Source organism: Shewanella electrica (assembly GCF_022321485.1).
Classification (GTDB): Bacteria; Pseudomonadota; Gammaproteobacteria; order Enterobacterales; family Shewanellaceae; genus Shewanella; species Shewanella electrica.
On sequence record NZ_JAKOGG010000005.1, the window covers coordinates 172,435 to 190,689 of the forward strand.

The window sequence follows — 18,255 nt, forward strand, 5'->3', positions numbered from 1 at the left end:
CCTCATTAGACCAGCGAAAACGTGCACAGTTAACTATTTGTATGTAATGAACTTATCAGCATTTTGCCGCTTTTCATATAAGTAATACCATCTGGAAAAACGCGCATTCGCGTTTCCCAAACCTACTATCTAACCCATAGGTTTTATAATTGCATGATTTTAATAATATTTATCCACATTAGAATGTGAAAATGCGCACGAAGTTTGGACAAAAATCGTCATGATTTCAATATGACTGTATACCCGTCCAGCTTTTAGGCACTTCAAAGAAGGGCAACATTTGAGTGATATGGATGAAAACTTCTAGCCGAGAAGGTTGCTTTTGAGTGCTCAACAGACAGCTTGCTAACTCACGTTCGGACACAGAACTGAATAGAGCAACATATCAGTGCCACCTTCCGACTTTATTTCCACCTTAATGTTGTTCACATGACTTGCGCACAACCTTTTTGCTGTTTGCTAGCGCGTTAAAGCTCACAATAACTATTGGGGGTTTTCGTACAACGCAAAAAAGCCCCGTGGGGAACGGGGCAAACATTGGCTTAACTGCTGGGGTTTAAGTTCTACAACTTATATTCCTACGCGTGCTGAGTTTGAAGCTGCGGCGCTTTAATGATTAACGAAATCATCAGCGACAGCGCTAGCAGGCCAAAAATCAAGTAAAACGTGGCAGTAAACCCACCGAATGCGGTGGCGACCAACGAGCCGAGTAAACTACCAATACCGAAGCCAAGATAGATAACACCGTAATTTTTAGCCATGTTATTGAGGCCGAAGAAATCACTGACCAACGATGGATACACGGTGATGGTGCCGCCGAAGCTAAAGGCGATACAGGCGACAGCTGCATAGAAGTTGTTCATATTCATTGGCATAAACAGCAGTACTGCAATGCCTAACAAGCTTGCCAGCAGCGCGATTGATACCACGCGGATACGTGCCATTTTATCGGACAACACACCCAGCACTAAACGGCCACTCAAGTTTGCCATGGCAATTACGGCCACCGCGTTGGCGGCAATGGTGAGTGACAAGTCGGCATATTGCTGACCAATATCTTTTGCCACCCCAATCACATACAAACCACTCATACACACGGTGAGGAAGATGACTGCCAGCATCCAAAACTGGGGTTTTCTCATCGCTTCTGCGGTAGTGAAATCTTTATTGTTACTGGCTTGCGCGGCACTGGCTTGTTGCGCTGGTGCGTCTTGCATCAATAAACCACCTACAACCACCATCACTGCCGCCAACGCCCCCCACACCACAAAGGTATGAGTCAGCCCGCTGTTTTCTAGCAATGACATGTTGATGTATTTAAAACCTAAGCTGCCGAGACCATACGCACCGATGGCTAACGCTGAGATGGTGCCTTTGCGTTCAGGGAACCAACGCACACAGTTGCTCATGGTCATCAGGTAACCGGTACCGTCGGCGGCACCGAGTAAGAAGCCAGCGCAGATATACAGCATGGCGATGTTGCTAGTGAATGACGTCAGCAGTAGTGCCAACCCCATCATGATGCCAGCGGCGATAGTGACGCGTCTTACGCCAAAACGTTCTTGCAAACGGCCAGAAACGGATGACGCCAGCGCCAGCGATAAACTTAAAATACCGAATGAGAACGCCACATTATCGACCGGGATATTCAGCTTATCTGCCAGCCCCGCATTAAACAGACTCCAGGTATAAACCGACCCCAGCGCAAACTGGGCGATGATGGTTCCGATCAAAGTTAGAATACGTGTACGTTGAACTGAAGACACACTGCCTGTGTCACTTGCGTAGTTTTCCAGAGAGATTGTGTTATTAACGCTCATGGTTGACACCCCTCAACAGCTTTTAAATGGGTTAATTTCTGTGTTCACAAGGTCAATAAACGCCGATTTAGTTTGTCATACAATAGCTGTCACTAAACATAAAATGAGCTGCAACGCTGCTGGCATGAAATGCAATATGGCGGAATAAAATGCAGCGCTAAATTTGACGCCAAAATGAACTGTGGAGCAGATCACACATTGATTTCACGGCGTTTTCGCCGCCTAGCGACCCCGTAAATACGCCCGCATTGCTGAATGAATTTCGCGCAACCTTCTGACATAAACTGTCATTCCTTGCTGATGTACGTTAAAGTGCGTCGCAGATGTTATGGAAGGGATACCAATGAAAAGTCACGCCATAGTCGCCAGCCTGCTGCTGAGCCTTACTCTCACCAATATCAGTTTCGCCAATACTGATGACGCCACGCTTAAACGCGCGGTGAAGCAGATCCATAAAGACATTTATGATTGGAAATTAGACGAAGCACAGCAACTACTGCACCAGATGATACCGCGCTATCCCAACTCGGCCGAGCTGGCGTTGCAACAGGGCAAGTATTACTACATTAAAGAGCCGCGGCAGTTTGCCAAAGCGATTGCCGAATTTGACCGCGCCGAACAGTTAGGGCTCAAAGATCCTGAGTTGTACTTCTATCGAGCATCGGCCAAATCCCAACCCACTGAATCCTATTTAAAGAAACAGCATCCAGATTATGCTGGCGCATTGGATGATTTTCGCCGAGCCCAGCAACTGCATAGTGAGCGCGACCTGCGCTTCAATATCGTTGGCGTACTTTATGAGGACGGAAAATATCAGCAAGCGTTAGCAGCCGTGGACGATTTGATATACGACAAGCCGAACGCACTGCTAAAGCCTGATTTTTATATGATGCGCGGCAATATTCAGGCGCAACTCGGTCAACATGAAGCCGCGCTAACAAGCTATGACGTTGCCGCGAAGCAATACAGCTATTTAGATCGCTTGTACCAATTTAAAGCGGTCAGCCTGCTAGCCTTAAGGCGCACCGACGAAGCGCTAGCGGCGGTATATACTGGCTTGAGTAAGAACAAAGGACGCAACAAACGGCAACTGTACTTTGTACGCGGCATGATTCATTACCAGCGCCGAGAGTTTAGCGATGCGTTGAGCGATTTCAGTATGAGCTGGCGGTACGACCAACAATGGGCGCTGCCATTGCTGGGCTGCTACAACAGCGTTATGCAATCTGAGTATCCCGCCGAAGCCGACAAGTTTTTAGAACTGGCCCTCACGCTAGACCCCAGCGTGGTGCTCGATTTTAACCAGCAAGATCTGCTCAAACTCTAACAGCTGTTGCCCTTGCTGGTGACTTGCAAAATAGATAAGGCGTGATTTAGGCCGGTGATGCCTCGTGTAGTTATCTCCAGCAACAACGGCTCATCACGCCCCACCACACTCTCTCTGATCAGGCTGGTGCTGGCCCAGCGTCATCGGGACCCACATCATCGGGGGCTTTATCAAAGGTTACCGGTACTGGCGCTTCCACATACAACGACCGCGTTGGATAGGCAAACACTATGTCATGCTCAGCAAACTGGCGCACTAACGCCAAATTTATCGCTTGCTGGGTATCCATATAGACGTTGTAATCTGCCGACTGCACATAATACACCACTTCAAAATCCAATGATGATTCGCCAAAACGGAAAAAGTGCGCGCGGTCGAACGTCGTTAGCTCCAGCCCTTCAATGATCTCACGTACCATAGTAGGAATTTTGGCTAACTGGTCGGCGGTGGTTTGATACAGCACACCAAAGCCAAATACCACCCGCCGCTGCTGCATACGTTTGTAGTTACGCACCCGTGAGGCGAGTAAGTCGCTATTGGAGAACACAATCTGCTCACCGCCCAAACTACTGATGCGGGTTGTTTTCAGGCCAATGTTTGCCACCACGCCCATAAAATCCCCCACCACGATGAAGTCACCAATTTCGAACGGTTTATCAATGATGATCGACAAGCTCGCAAACAGGTCGCCAAGAATATTCTGAATCGCCAACGCCACGGCAATACCGCCGACACCTAAGCCCGCCACCAACGCCGTCACATCAATACCGATGTTATCTAAGGTGAGTAACAGTACGATGGCCCAAATCACCAAGCGGCTCAAAAACGACACTGCCGCCAAACTGGTAGCGGCCGCCGCGTTAGTAGCTAGCGCATGTTGGCGTGAGTGCTGAATAAACGTAGAGGCCGCCGCCGACAGCCAGATCCCCACTTGGATAAAAAACGAGATGGTGGCCAATACGCTCAGGCTTTTTGATAAGGGGGCTGGCAGTTCAAGCCAACTGGCGGCAAACAATAGCCAAGGAAAAAACAGTAAAAACAGATAGGTTTTGTCGAGTGCGACCGAAAGCGCATCTACAAAGGTCAATTTCACCCGTTTAGATAACGCCGCTAGGCGATTCACTAACACCCATTTGACCAGCATTGTCAGCGCCAGCGTGAGCAATAAAATCCCCGCCGCCAAGGTCCATTGTGCCAAGGAGTTTCCCAACAGGGGAAAGCCCAACTGCTCTGTAATCTGCGCCATTGATAGGTTACTTACCATCACGTCGACATCCTCTTCGCTAGCAAATTGAGCTAGTTATGTTGGCACAAAAGCAATGCCAGACGCAAAAAAGCGCTCAAATTAGCAACAAACGCCTAATTGGCTCATGTCACATTTATCAGCCCTGCTACTTAAGTTTTTTATCACACAATTGTAAATGATAATGATTTCCATGTTCACCATGCCCATAATGTCGGCCCTTTGTTAATTGTCTATTTTCTATCACGTCCCCGGGAGAGCACTTGACTATGACTATGCGCCGTTTCCACCTTGCGCCGTTAGCCATCCTTTGCAGCCTAAGTCCACTAGGTTATGCCGCCGAAAAACCGTCGACCGAATCAGCCGATAAGTCTATCGAGCGAATTAAGGTTATCGGCACCAACCCACACCGCTATCAAACCTCGAGTGGCAACAGCTTATTCGGTCAAGAACTCGATTATTTAGAGATGCCGCGCGTCATCGACGTATTGCCAGAGCAGTTGCTGTTAGACCAAAAAGTGACTGAGCTAGAAGATGCACTGCGTAACGTGCCCGGGGTGAGCCTCTCTGACGGCTTTGGTGGCAGCAATAACGATTACTTGATCCGTGGTTTCCGCCGCAACACTATCTATCGTGACGGCTTACGCATCGCCTCTGACTTCCGTGTGAACACCAGTAACCTCGAAAGCATTCGGGTGATCAAAGGCCCCGCCTCGATCACTTATGGTCAAGTAGAGCCAGGTGGTCTGGTGGATGTGATCACTAAAAAGCCGTTGGATGAACGCCGCTTATATACCGAAGTACGTGCAGGCTCTTGGGATAACTACATGTTCCAAGGCGACTTCTCCACGCCGATTGGCGACAAAGCCGCCGTGCGCGCCAACGTATCGCTGCAAGATTCTGGCTACTTCCGCGATAACTTTGACATCAAGCGCAATGTGGTTTCTCTGACAGGCCGTTACGATCTATCCAGCGACACCCGTTTAACCGCGTCCTATGAATACCGCGATGAATTTCGCACGTTTGACCGTGGCACCATGACAGCCCCTACCGCCAATGGCCGCGAAATCGTTAACCGCCTGTTGGATATTCCGCTGTCACGCCGCTTTGGTGATGAAGCTGAAGAGATCGATACTCGCTTTGAGTTTGTTACCGTTGGGCTCAACCACATGTTTGCTAACGGCTGGCAGATAGATTTGCTTGCCGCATGGGAAAACGCCTACTCCAACGATCTACAGTCGCGGCCAGCTGCAGCGGTCATTACCGATGCCTCAGCGCCGATTGTGGATGGTTTCATTACCTCACCAGATTTTGCCGACCACGTTAAAGCGTTCTATGAAGACGGCGACCGCATCTTTTTGGCACGCCGTACCGACGGCAACCGCGAATATCAACGCCATGCCGATTACCAACAGCTGCGCGTGACGGGCGACTGGCAATTTGCGGGTATGAACCACAGATTAGCCTTTGGTGCAGATCGCCGTAGTTACGACGATGCTCGTTATTTTATCGCCACGCCAATCACCCAAGGCACCGCCGCAACTGGCGCGCTATTTGATATCGCCAACCCGATTTACGACATGTTACCTACGGAGCTATCAACCGAAGGTGCAGAGCGTATCAAAGCCGCCACCGATGATTATGGCTTCTTCGCCAATGATTATGTGGAATTGACCGAGCAACTGAGCGTGCTGTTTGGCGGTCGTTGGGACTTTTCCGATGTGGATGGTGATGGCCCAGCAAAAACCGTTAATGAGTTTTCGCCGCAGGTCGCGCTGAATTATCGGGTGCTCGACAATCTGTCTGCCTTTGTCAGTTACTCAGAAGCATTTTCACCGAATACCACCTTTAAACTGGAGCCTAACGGCCAAAGCTCGGACACCGAGCTATTCCCGCCCGAAAACTCTAAGCAGTATGAAGTGGGTGCCAAAGGCCAATTCTTCGAAGGCAAACTCAACAGCAGCTTGGCCTTGTACAAGATTGAAAAAGAAAATGTGTTAACCCAAGTGGATAACGAATTTCAGTTGGTCAAAGGCCAACAATCACAAGGCGTAGAACTGAATATCAATGGTCAACCGCTACCGGGCTGGACCGTAATGGCGGGTTATGCCTACACCGATGCCGAGATCAGCAGCGGCGAAAACGCCGGTAATCGTCCACGCAACGTGGCGGAACACACCGCCAGCCTGTGGACCAGCTATGAGTTCCATGAAGGTACATGGCAAGGCGTTGGTGCGGGTATCGGTGCCTTCTACATGGGCGACCGCTTCGGCGATGACATCAACAGTTGGAGCTTAGGCAGTTACACCACGGTCGATTTGTCGCTGTGGTACACCCTGCCAACGGTTTATGACGGCAACATTCGTCTGCAACTGTCGGCTAAGAACCTGTTTGATGAAGAGTACTACAGCGCCAGCGGTGGTGACTTACGCGTCAGCATTGGTTCGCCACGTAGCCTGTTTGCGTCGATTTCGGCCACCTTCTAAGGAGCAGTTATGCAGTGGCCATCGAAGAAACAATGGCTGGCATGGCACACCTTTATTGGGGTGCTCTCCGGTATGATGTTGTTCATCATCTGCTGGAGTGGCACCTTTGCCACCGTATCCCATGAACTGGATTGGTTAACCAATCCAGCATGGCGCAGCGACGCCAGCAACGTCAGCCACCAGCAGTTGGTTGATGCCTATCGGCAGGTGCAAACCACCATGCCGCAGGCGAAAATCATGCAGCTCGAATCCGCTAGCAGTGCGGGTTACGCCATCAGTGTCATCGTCAAACCGCCGCAAGCCGCGCCAGAATATGTGTTAGTCGATCCGCAAACCATGCACATCAATGGTAGCTATTCTGCGCTGACCATTGCGCGTTTCTTTCGCGACTTTCACATGGCGCTGTTTAATCCACTCGGTATTGGCAAATATCTGGTGTGCATATTTGCCTTACTGCTGCTCACCTCGATTGTTACCGGCCTGATGTTTTATAAACGCTGGTGGCAGAAGTTTTGGAGTTTGCCCTCAGGTAACAGCGCCAGAGCGCGCTGGAGCAGTTGGCATCGCTGGTTAGGTTTATGGTCACTTTGGTTTAGTTTGTTAATTGGTGTGACCGGCACTTGGTATCTGTATGAGCAAACACGCTTCAGCTTGTTTGATGGCCTGTTTTCCTATACCGATAGTGCCGCTGGCGCCGAGCGGCCATTGCCGCAACTCAGCGCACAAAAGGCCACAATCACGCCGGATCAACTCGCGCAAGCTATCGCGATTACTGAGCAAGCGCTGCCGGAATTAACCATTCACCAAATCAGTTTAGATCGTGGTGGCTATCTGTTTATTGCCGGGCAAACCTCATCGCTGTTAGTTCGTCACCGCGCCAACAAGGTCTACATCGACCCAAGCACAATGCAGTTGGCGTACCGCCAAACGGCGGCCGATCTCAGCCCGTATTGGCGTTGGTCCAATATGGCCGACCCGCTGCACTTTGGTGATTTTGGCGGCTTGTACAGCAAGCTAATTTGGGTGGTATTTGGCTTAGCCTTGAGTGTGATGGCGTTTAGCGGTACGTGGATGTACGTCAAACGCCTTGCCGCTAAAGCGTCACCAAGCAGCATCAAAAGTTTACGCTTTGCCGTGTATTTGAGCTGGTTGAGTCTGGTGGCGGCACTGGTCATTGCCGCGCTGCATATTATTGCGCTGGCACAGGGGCCTGATGGATGGCATTGGCTACCGATGCCACTCGGCTCGGCGCTATTTTTATTGGCGTGGAGTGTGACCACATTAGTGGGCTGTATTTGGGGTGGCTATGGATTAATTAAGCGAGTTAACAATGACTTCAGTTTGATTTAATCACCTACTGAGATACTTCGTCTCGGTTAGTTACCAGCCTCTGTTTATTTTATTTTCTTTTTCACAGTCGCTTCATTTGAGCCTGCTTGCAGGCTCTTTTTTTTGCATCAGCTATGCTTAATTGAGTTATCTCAAGGAGAAGAGACTGATGGAAAATCTCGCGTCCCTACCGCCCGAAATATTGCTCGGAATCGTTAACGAAAAACTGCGCCTGTTTTGCGATGATCGCCAAGAGTTGTTTTATGAACTGGATGTCACGCCACAACTATTGGAACGCAAACTGGCTCAGCTTGGCTACCAATACGATCTGGTCAGCAATCAATATAAACGCCTGTAACCGTTAGCTCGATTTCGCCGTGGTTTTGCGGCGCGTACTGCTGCCTTTCGCCGCTTTAGTCGCCGTTGCAGATTTACTGCGGCTGCTACTGCCCGAGGCACTTTTACGTGAACCACTGCTGCGGCGCCGTTTGGCAAATGCTGGCTTATTGGCTTTCACCCCCGCTAATGCGGTAGGTAACTGCTGGCAGGCCTCATGCACCAATTGCTCAATGGTTTGCAGCAGCGGTGACATAAAGTGTTGATAATTAATTTCGCGCTGACAAATCGCCTCTAGGCGGTTTTCCCACTGCGCGGTCATATCTGGCAACGTCGCCGATAATGGCAAGCTGTGGATCAGCCCTTTGCCCGCATCGGTCGCTAGAATGGTTTTACCCTGTCGCTGCAAAAAGCCGCGCTTAAATAGCAGTTCAATAATGCCGGCTCTAGTCGCCTCGGTGCCTAAACCGTCGGTGTCTTTCAAGATTTTACGAATATCACTGTCGCTAACGTAGCGGCTAATGCCGGTCATCGCCGCCAGCAAGGTGGCATCGGTAAAGTGTTTTGGTGGTTGAGTAATCTTCTCCACCACTTCACCGCGATCACACCACAACGCTTGACCAACCGTCAGTTTGGGCAGATTGCCGCTGCTGTCTTCATCGTCGTTATCACTTTCTTCACCGCGATTGCTGCGGAACAGTTGCTTCCAACCGGCTTGCTGCTCGCGTTTACTGCTGGCGTTAAAAATACCGCCAGCAATCTCCACACTAACGCGGGTGTCCCAATACAGATAATGCGGATAAAACTGCGCTAAATATTGCCGCGCCACTTGCAGGTATACCTGCCGTTCACGGTTGGATAGTGCGTTGAGATTAGCCACTTTTTCGGTGGGAATAATGGCGTGGTGCGCATCAACTTTGCTGTCATCCCACGCTTTGGATTTAAGCTTGGCATCGGGTGCATCAACGCCCTGCAATAACTCGGTCGCGCCTTGGCTAATCGCTTGCAGCACTTTGGGGGCATCACTGAACTGTGCTTTGGGCAGATAGCGACTATCAGACCGTGGATAGGTCAGCAGTTTGTGTTTTTCGTACAACGATTGCGCGGTATCCAGCACCTCTTTGGCACTCATGCCAAAGCGTTTGTTGCAATCAATCTGCAACGCCGACAAGTTGTACGGCAGCGGCGGCGCTTGCCGTTTTTGCTTTTCTTCCACGCTGAGCACTTTGGCGGCTTGATTGCTAATGCGCCCCGCAACGTTTTCAGCCAAGCCTTTGGCGAGCACCCGTCCTTCCTCATCCTGCCACTTAGCGCACGCTTCACTCGGTTGCCACTTGGCGGTAAATGCCGAGTTATCTGGCACATTGGGATCATGCAGATGGGCTAACACTTCATAGAACGGCTTGGATTGAAACGCGGCGATCTCTTCATCACGGCGCACCACCAATCCTAATACTGGTGTTTGCACCCGTCCGACCGATAACACACCTTGATAGCCAACTTTACGGCCTTGCAGCGTAAAGGCACGGGTCATGTTCATGCCATAGAGCCAGTCGGCGCGACTGCGCGCCAACGCCGATGTCGACAACGGAATAAACTCGCGGTTACTGCGCAATTGTTTGAGCGCTTTTGTCACCGCACTTGGGTTCAAGTCGTTAATCAGTAACCGTTGTGCACTGGCGAGTTTACTTTGGCTGACTTTGAGGTAGGACAACACTTCATCCACCAGCAGTTGCCCTTCTCTATCGGGGTCGCCCGCATGTACCAGTTGCTGTGCTTGCCCGACGAGCTTTTTCAACACCGTCAGTTGGCTGCGGGTATTGGCTTTAGGTTTGAGTTGCCACTGCTGCGGCACAATCGGCAAGTGCTCTAGCTTCCATGATTTATATTGCGCGTCATAAGCATCCGGCTCAGCTTGCTCCAGCAGATGCCCCACACACCACGAGACACAATCGCCATTGGCGGCCTCAAGGTAACCGTCATGTTTTTTCAGCGGTTTAGGCAACACATCGGCAATGGCACGGCCAAGACTGGGCTTTTCGGCAATATAAAGGATCATAACGCTTGGATACTGTATAGAATTACAGTGAATTTAACGCACGGCTTGGCAAAGTGCAAATACTGCGGCTTGCTGTTGTCATAAATTGCGCGGGCGTCATCAAGCGGCACACTCACTACAATCCGCCGAGCGTAAACGTCATACTCCCATGACGCCTTAGTCAAAATGTTTTTAATTAGTTAAATAATTGCTAAACAAACAAGCGAAATAACGCGTCTATCTCGGCTTGATAGCAAGATTTCACCCCGAATAGCTATACTCCAGCGGTGCCAGCCATGAGGGCTGAGCACGACCAAATGGAACTTGATTCGAGGTGACTGCTATGGCTTTAAAAATTGGTAAATCCATGATCGCCGCCGCATTAGTGAGTGCTGGCGTATCTTCGATGGCTTACGCCGACGTGCCGCCGCTGACGGTAGAGAATGGCCAAATTCTGAGTGGTGGTGAACAGAAAAGCTTTGCTGGTAATAGCTTCTTTTGGAGTAATACTGGCTGGGGCCAAGAGAAAATGTATAACGCCAATGTCGTTTCTTGGCTAAAACAAGATTGGCACAGCACCATTGTTCGGGTGGCATTAGGCGCCGATGAAGGTGGCTCCTATATTGATGATCCCGCCAGTAACTTGGCGCGCATCCGTACGGTGGTTGATGCGGCGATTGCCAATGATATGTATGTGATTATCGATTTCCACTCACACCACGCCCAAGATAAAAAAGCGGCGGCGATTCAATTTTTCACTCAAATGGCCGAGCAGTATGGCGACCATAACAACGTGATCTATGAGATTTATAACGAGCCGCTGCAAGTCAGTTGGTCAAATGTGATCAAACCCTATGCGGTGGATGTGATTAACGCCATTCGTGCCATCGACCCCGACAACTTGATTGTGGTGGGTACACCAACGTGGTCACAAGATGTGGATGTGGCGTCGCAAGACCCAATCGCTGGCAGCAACATCGCCTACGCACTGCACTTTTACGCCGGCAGTCACGGCCAGTTTTTACGTGATAAAGCACTGACAGCGATGAACAATGGTATCGCCTTGATGGTCACCGAATGGGGCGCGGTCAATGCCGATGGCAACGGCAATGTCGCCACTGCTAGCGTCAACGAATGGATGAACTTCCTCGCCACCAACCACTTAAGCCATGTGAACTGGGCGGTGAGTGATAAAGCCGAAGGCGCTTCTATCATCAATCCCGGTGCCAACCCTAACGGCAATTGGTCAGCCAGCGATTTAACCGCCTCAGGCACTTTCGTAAAAGATATCATCAGCAACTGGGGCAGCAGCATTGATGTTCCCGATGATGGCGATGACCAAGGCGACGGCGATAACGGCGGCGGAAGCGGCAATGGAGGCTCACAACCGGGAGATGGCGACACCAATCCGCCGTCAGCGGGCATGGCGCAATGTGAGTATCTGGTCAGCAACCGTTGGCAAGGCGGCTTTCAAGCCACCATCAAAATCACCAACGTGTCGAGCCAGCCGATCAATGGTTGGCAAGTGAACTGGAGTTACGCTGATGGCTCGCACGTCACCAGTTTGTGGAATGCGGTGCTAACCCAACAATACAGCGCCAGTAACCTTGATTGGAACGCTAGCATCGCGCCAAATCAAAGTGTTGAGTTCGGTTTTATTGGCACCGGCAACGGCGCCAGCAGCAACCTCAGCGGCAGCATCTGCCAGTAAGCTAGTGTGAATCCAACCCATGAAAAAGGCGCCAATAACGGCGCCTTTTCTGTTTAACGTGAGCGGTTAGCGATAAAACTTACGCTGCTCGCTCGCCATCAACTCTAACATTGGCGCTGGCGCAAAGCGCTCGCCGAAGTGTTGTTGGTAACCTTTCAAAATGGTCACTAAGTTGGCCGCGCCCAAGCTGTCGATATAACGGAATGGACCACCGAGGAATGGCGGGAAGCCGATACCAAAAATCGCGCCGATATCACCATCACGCGCCGAGCTGATAATGCCCTCTTCCAAGCAGCGCACCGCTTCGTTAAGCATTTGCACCACGCAACGCTCGGCCAGATTGCCGTATTCGCTGCTAGTACCTGGGGTGATCCCCAACACTTTGTACACCGAAGTATCGACTTGCTTCTGCGGCTTACGTTGCAGACGATCCAGCAACTTAGGCTTGCTGTAGAGATAAAAGCCACGGCCATTTTTGCGACCTTTGCGATCATCGCTCAACAGCCGATCAAACGCGGCGGGCGCTTTAAAACGTGGGCCTAATTCCGCTTCTAAAATCGGCGCGATTTTGGCACCCACATCAATGCCAACTTCATCCAGCAAGGTGATTGGCCCGACCGGGAAACCAAACTTCACTAAGCTGCGATCTAACGCTTCCACCTCGTTGCCTTCCAGCAGCAGTTGTGCCGCTTCGTTCATGTACAACGCCAGAATGCGGTTGACATAAAAACCCGCGCCATCTTGCACCACAATCGGTGTTTTGCCTTGCTTGCGGGCAAAGGCCACCGTGGTAGCAATGGTTTCTGGCGAGGTTTTCTGGTGTGCAATCACTTCCACCAGCGGCATTTTTTCTACGGGCGAGAAGTAATGCAGGCCGATAACGTTTTCTGGGCGGCTGGCCACCGAGGCAATCTTACCGATGGGCAGCGATGAAGTGTTTGAGGCAAACACTGTGTGCTCGCTACACTCGCGCTCGATATCTTGCACCATCTGGTGTTTCAAGTTGAGGTCTTCAAATACCGCTTCCACCACGATGTCGGCATCTTTCACGCCAACATAATCTACCGTCGTGCTCATGAGTGACAGCTGCTGATCACGCTGAGTCGGCGTCATATGACGGCGTTGCACGCCCTTGCTGAGCAGCTTGTAAGCATACGATAGCGCGTTCGATAAGCCTTGTTGGCTGATGTCTTTTACCCGCACAGGTATTTTGGCTTTGGACACCGTCACCGAGGCAATACCGCCGCCCATCAACCCACCGCCCAACACCACGGCTTTATTGAGTGCCCGTGGTTTAGCATCAGCGGCGCCGGTTTCTTTCTTCATCTCCGTGGTAGCGAAGAAGATAGAACGCAGCGCGGCAGATTCTGGCGTCATGACCAACTCGCCAAAATAACGCGATTCAGTCGCTAAGCCTGCGGCCATGCCCTCATCGGCACCGATACGCACGGTTTCGATGATCCGCAGCGGCGCGGGATAATTGCCTTTGGTTTTGCGCTCAACTTGTTTGAGTGCTTGGTCGAACAAAATATTGCGGCCGACGTGGCTGGTTTCTAACGCCAGCTCCTGCATATTGCGTTTACGTGGCTTACGGCTTTTGCCAGATTGCACCAGCTTGATGGCCGCTTCTAACAAAATGGTGTTAGGCACTACATCGTCAACTAGCCCCAGTTTCAGCGCCTGTTTCGGGCGTAACTGTTTGCCGGTGAGCATCATGTCTAACGCTTTGGCGATGCCGATCAATTTTGGCAAACGTTGGGTGCCGCCACTGCCGGGCAACAACCCGAGTTGCACTTCGGGCAAGCCCAATTGGGTTTTGGCATCATCGCTACAGACCCGTTTATGGCACGCCAGCGCCAACTCTAAACCGCCGCCCAAGCAGGCACCATGAATCGCCGCCACTACCGGCATCGGCAGTGCTTCTAACTCGGCAAAAACTTTATGGCCTGCGGCTGACAGTTCACTGGCTTTTTCGCTGGTATCACAGGCATCCAGCATGGAGATGTCAGCGCCGGCGACGAACGAGTCTTTTTTGCCGGAGATCACTACCAAGCCTTTAATGCTGCTGTCGTTGCGGATCTCGGCCAGCAGTTCAGTCATCTGTGGCACAAACTCGGCTTTGAGCGTGTTCATGCTCTCGCCGGGCACATCCATCGTCAGCAAGGCGATACCGTCTTCGCGGCGGGTTAAGCTAAATGTGTTGGTTGAGGTCGTCATATTACTCCACCTCCAAAATCATCGCGGTGCCAAGACCACCAGCCGCACAGGCGGTGGTCAGTGCTGTGCCGCCGCCACGGCGTTTCAATTCGTGACACACTTGAGTGATCAGGCGCGTGCCGGTCGCCGCAAATGGATGGCCGTAAGCCAAGGAACCACCGAGCACGTTAAATTTGTCCATATCGATATCGCCAATGGCGCGCGATTGCCCCAGTTGCTCGGCGGCGAATTTTTTCGAGCCGAACATCTTAATATTGGCTAGCGTTTGCGCCGCAAAGGCCTCGTGCATCTCAATCAAGTCGAGATCTTCCAGTTGCATGCCGGCGCGTTTCAGCGCTAATGGCGTGGCGTAAGATGGCCCCATCAGCATGTCTTGCCACACATCGATGGCGGTAAAGGCATAACTTTTGATGTAACCAATCGGCTGATAACCGAGCGCTTTGGCTTTGCCTTCGCTCATCATCAACACCGCTGAGGCACCATCGGTGAGCGGCGTACTGGTCGCGGCGGTAACTGAGCCGTGTTTACGGTCAAACACCGGTTTGAGCTTGGCGTATGATTCCAGCGTGGAGTTGTCACGAATATTGTTATCGCGCTCGATAAACCCTTTGTACGGCGGCACATGCGCCACCATCACTTCCTGCTTGAGCTTGCCTTCGCTCCAGCTTTTGCTCGCCAGCGTGTGCGACCGATGCGCTAATGCATCTTGGTCAGCACGGCTGATGTTGTGGGTTTTCGCCATCTGCTCGGCGGTTTGCCCCATCGACAAGCCAGTGGAGTATTCAGCTACCGCAGGTGGTACGGGCAGCAGATCTTTCGGGCGAATGCTGCTGATAATTTTCAACCGTTGTGACAGGCTGCGCGCCTTGCTCAAATCCAGCAACGCAATCGCCAGCTTTTTACTTACACCTACTGGCAATAACGAAGACGAGTCAGCGCCACCGGCAATGCCGATATCAATATTGCCGCACATGATCGCTTCGGCCACGTTAACGGTCGATTGGAAACTGGTCGCGCAAGCGCGGGTCACGCTGTAAGCATCGGTGCTCACTTGCATGCCGGTGCCGAGCACGATTTCACGCGCAATATTGGGCGCGGCAGGCATCTGCACCACTTGACCATAAACCAGCTGTTCAATCATGGCAGGGTTGAGTTCGCAACGTTGCAGTAGCTCTGCTACCACCATTTTGCCTAAGTCGAGCGCTGACATGCCGTGGTAGGCCGTCGCTTGGCGGGCAAACGGTGTGCGTAAACCGGCCACAATGGCAATACGTTCGCCGCGCGCGTTGGTTACCTGTTGTTTGTCACTCATTCGTTGTCCTTCTCCACTGAGTGTTCCCGGTTTGAGGAACAAGTGAATCTATGCGATGCATCGATGGCCGCGACGCGTCTATAACAGGTCTGACCATCAAACTGTGAGCTGATTCTAGCTTTTTATTAATAGGTTTTAAACAGTCGTTTAGATTTTTTGATGAGCAATTAGTCGACAGTCAGCATAAGTTGATGAAATTAAAAATCACTTAAGCTGTCGAAGCCTACAATGCCCGCCAGTAAAGGCATGTAAAAGCACCCGCTATATGGACGTGATAAGTTTGGCTTTGGTTCCCTTAGACATCTGCGCGCCAGTGCAATATGGTACAGAGTCTGGAATCACAATCACGCCGCGCCTATGTGCTATCTAGCGCCAAAATACAATGGCAATTTGGCGGCCATAGACGGGTGTTAAACCCGACGAGATTCCTGAAAAAAGTTTAACTTTTAATTTAAAGTGTTTTGTACTTCAATCGGCTAACGCAAGGCACAGTAACATGATTTCGAGCTGCGATGCTCGTCCAATGCAAGAGAATAATTCATATGCCACTCAGCAGTTTTCATGCGCTTAGACGCTATCTCGATAAAGTTATTTTGGGGCAACCCACGCTCACCGAAAACCTGTTAATCGCCCTGATTGCCGATGGTCACTTATTAGTGGAAGGCCCTCCAGGTTTAGCAAAAACCCGCGCAGTAAAAGCGCTGTGTGATGGCATTGAAGGTGATTTTCACCGTATCCAATTTACCCCAGACTTGCTGCCCGCCGATTTGACCGGTACCGATATTTACCGTGCGCAAACCGGTACTTTTGAGTTTGAAGCTGGCCCCATATTTCACAACTTGATTCTGGCCGATGAGATCAACCGCGCCCCAGCCAAAGTGCAATCGGCGCTGTTGGAAGCGATGGCCGAAGGCCAAGTCACCGTAGGTAAACACTCCTACAAGTTGCCCGAGCTGTTCTTGGTCATGGCCACACAAAACCCGCTGGAAAACGAAGGCACCTATCCGCTGCCCGAAGCCCAGTTAGACCGTTTCTTAATGCACTTGAACTTGGATTATCCATCGGCAGAAACTGAGCTGGAAATCATGCGCCTGTCGCGCACTGAAGCCAAAACCAAGCAGATTGAACGCATCACGCCCATTCCACAGACAGAAGTATTCTCCGCCCGTAAGCAAGCGTTGGAGATCTATCTGGCCGAGCCGCTGGAACGCTACATTGTTGATATCATCAGCGCCACCCGTCAGCCGCAGCGCGTAAGCGACAAGCTGGCGAAATGGTTGGAATACGGCGTCAGCCCGCGCGCCACCCAATCGATTGAACGCTGCGCCCGCGCCCGTGCTTGGTTGAAGGAACGTGATTTTGTCGCGCCAGAAGATATTCAAGCCGTGGTGCCAAACGTGTTGCGCCATCGTTTACTACTGAGCTATCAAGCACAAGCGGAAGGCATCAGCCGTGATGAAGTGATCAACCATATTCTTAGTCAGGTGGCCGTGCCCTAATGAATGCAGCAATCAATGAACGACTGCCGCAGTTTGCTGATGGTGTTCATCTGACCGAAGCCGAATTGTTAGCCTGCCGCGGCTTAGCGCGCGCCCTGCCCGACCGTAAAGCACGGGCTCGGGCGGCGATGTCTGGCCATCGCAGCAGCTTGATTAAAGGCCGTGGCATGGAGTTTGCCGAAGTGCGGCATTACCAGCAAGGCGATGATATTCGTACCATCGACTGGCGCGTAACCGCCCGTACCGGCAAAGCACACACCAAACTGTTTGTGGAAGAGCGTGAACGGCCGGTATTGCTGTTAGTCGATTTGAAACACAGCCTCTATTTCGGCTCCACCTTATTGCTGCAAGCCGTGCAAGCGGCACACTTAGCCGCCACCTTGGGCTGGAATGCCATTCAACAAGGTGACCGTTTAGGTGCCTTGATTGTGTCCGACAAACAGCAGCGCGAACTCAAACCTCGCGCCCGCGACAACGGCATTCTGGCGCTGATTTCTGCGCTCACCAGTGTGCACAACGCCCAGCTCAACCACCCTAACAGTCAACCGCCTGAGCAGTTGATGGCGCACAGCTGCCGCCAACTGGCCCGTATCGCCAAACCGGGTTCGCTGGTGTGGATTATCACCGACGGTCTCGGCTTTGGTGATGATTGTTTGCAAGCGCTAACCACCATTAAACGCCATAGCGATATTGCCGCCTTTGTGGTGTCTGATCCGCTGCGCACCGGCGAGTTGAGCTTGCCCAAGCGCTTTGCCCTACCAGTGAAAGACAATGGCCAATCGCTGTTATTAGATCGCCACAGCTATGATGCATGGCGCGATCGGCAACAACAGCAGATGCAACAGTTTGAGCTGATGATGCAATCGTTAGGCGCGACAGTACGCCGCATTGATGCGGGTATTAACCTTAATCAACAACTGAATTTGTTACGATGAGT

General features: G+C 51.4%; 12 protein-coding genes. 7 read left to right on the plus strand and 5 right to left on the minus strand.

The annotated features are described in order from the left end of the window. Positions 1 to 578: 578 nt before the first annotated feature. Positions 579 to 1,820: an L-lactate MFS transporter gene (locus tag L9G74_RS09770; protein ID WP_238896121.1), complete on the minus strand. Its 1,242-nt coding sequence runs from the start codon at positions 1,818 to 1,820 to the stop codon at positions 579 to 581. A 343-nt stretch (positions 1,821 to 2,163) separates the two neighbouring features. Between L9G74_RS09770 and L9G74_RS09775 the strand changes: the two genes are divergently transcribed. Continuing rightward, positions 2,164 to 3,147, plus strand: coding sequence for a tetratricopeptide repeat protein (locus L9G74_RS09775; RefSeq protein WP_238896122.1), 984 nt, complete (start codon positions 2,164 to 2,166; stop codon positions 3,145 to 3,147). 118 nt (positions 3,148 to 3,265) lie between these two features. Here L9G74_RS09775 and L9G74_RS09780 read toward each other — a convergent pair whose 3' ends face one another. Further along, positions 3,266 to 4,393, minus strand: coding sequence for a mechanosensitive ion channel family protein (locus L9G74_RS09780; protein WP_238896123.1), 1,128 nt, complete (start codon positions 4,391 to 4,393; stop codon positions 3,266 to 3,268). Between the two features lie 266 nt (positions 4,394 to 4,659). On the opposite strand from L9G74_RS09780, the gene L9G74_RS09785 reads away from it, so the two are divergent. The 3 genes from L9G74_RS09785 (at position 4,660) to L9G74_RS09795 (ending at position 8,563) form a co-directional block, all read left to right on the plus strand. Beyond that, positions 4,660 to 6,876, plus strand: a complete 2,217-nt coding sequence (locus L9G74_RS09785; RefSeq protein ID WP_238896284.1) for a TonB-dependent siderophore receptor — start codon at positions 4,660 to 4,662, stop codon at positions 6,874 to 6,876. 9 nt (positions 6,877 to 6,885) lie between these two features. Continuing rightward, complete coding sequence (locus tag L9G74_RS09790) at positions 6,886 to 8,226, plus strand: PepSY-associated TM helix domain-containing protein (RefSeq protein WP_238896124.1); 1,341 nt, start codon at positions 6,886 to 6,888, stop codon at positions 8,224 to 8,226. Positions 8,227 to 8,374: 148 nt separating this feature from the next. Continuing rightward, positions 8,375 to 8,563: a DUF4250 domain-containing protein gene (locus tag L9G74_RS09795; protein WP_238896125.1), complete on the plus strand. Its 189-nt coding sequence runs from the start codon at positions 8,375 to 8,377 to the stop codon at positions 8,561 to 8,563. A 3-nt stretch (positions 8,564 to 8,566) separates the two neighbouring features. Here the strand turns inward: L9G74_RS09795 and L9G74_RS09800 are convergent, their stop codons facing one another. Further along, a complete protein-coding gene (locus L9G74_RS09800; RefSeq protein WP_238896126.1) occupies positions 8,567 to 10,600 on the minus strand; it encodes a DNA topoisomerase III in 2,034 nt (677 codons plus the stop codon). Positions 10,601 to 10,922: 322 nt separating this feature from the next. Here L9G74_RS09800 and L9G74_RS09805 point away from each other — a divergent pair, with 322 nt between their 5' ends. Continuing rightward, positions 10,923 to 12,290: a cellulase family glycosylhydrolase gene (locus tag L9G74_RS09805; protein ID WP_238896127.1), complete on the plus strand. Its 1,368-nt coding sequence runs from the start codon at positions 10,923 to 10,925 to the stop codon at positions 12,288 to 12,290. A 66-nt stretch (positions 12,291 to 12,356) separates the two neighbouring features. On the opposite strand, the gene fadJ is transcribed toward L9G74_RS09805, so the two are convergent. Together fadJ and fadI are read right to left on the minus strand one after the other, a co-directional pair. Continuing rightward, positions 12,357 to 14,507 carry a fatty acid oxidation complex subunit alpha FadJ gene (fadJ, locus tag L9G74_RS09810; RefSeq protein WP_238896128.1) on the minus strand — a complete coding sequence of 717 codons (2,151 nt, stop codon included), beginning with the start codon at positions 14,505 to 14,507 and terminating at the stop codon, positions 12,357 to 12,359. Position 14,508: 1 nt separating this feature from the next. Beyond that, positions 14,509 to 15,819 carry an acetyl-CoA C-acyltransferase FadI gene (fadI, locus tag L9G74_RS09815; protein WP_238896129.1) on the minus strand — a complete coding sequence of 437 codons (1,311 nt, stop codon included), beginning with the start codon at positions 15,817 to 15,819 and terminating at the stop codon, positions 14,509 to 14,511. 542 nt (positions 15,820 to 16,361) lie between these two features. Between fadI and L9G74_RS09820 the strand changes: the two genes are divergently transcribed. Both L9G74_RS09820 and L9G74_RS09825 read left to right on the plus strand, forming a co-directional pair. Further along, on the plus strand, positions 16,362 to 17,318 hold the full coding sequence (locus L9G74_RS09820; protein ID WP_238896130.1) for an AAA family ATPase: 957 nt from the start codon (positions 16,362 to 16,364) through the stop codon (positions 17,316 to 17,318). After that, positions 17,318 to 18,253 (plus strand): DUF58 domain-containing protein, encoded by a 936-nt coding sequence (locus L9G74_RS09825; RefSeq protein WP_238896131.1) that lies wholly within the window; start codon positions 17,318 to 17,320, stop codon positions 18,251 to 18,253. The genes L9G74_RS09820 and L9G74_RS09825 overlap by 1 nt, the downstream gene beginning before the upstream one ends. Positions 18,254 to 18,255: the final 2 nt, after the last annotated feature.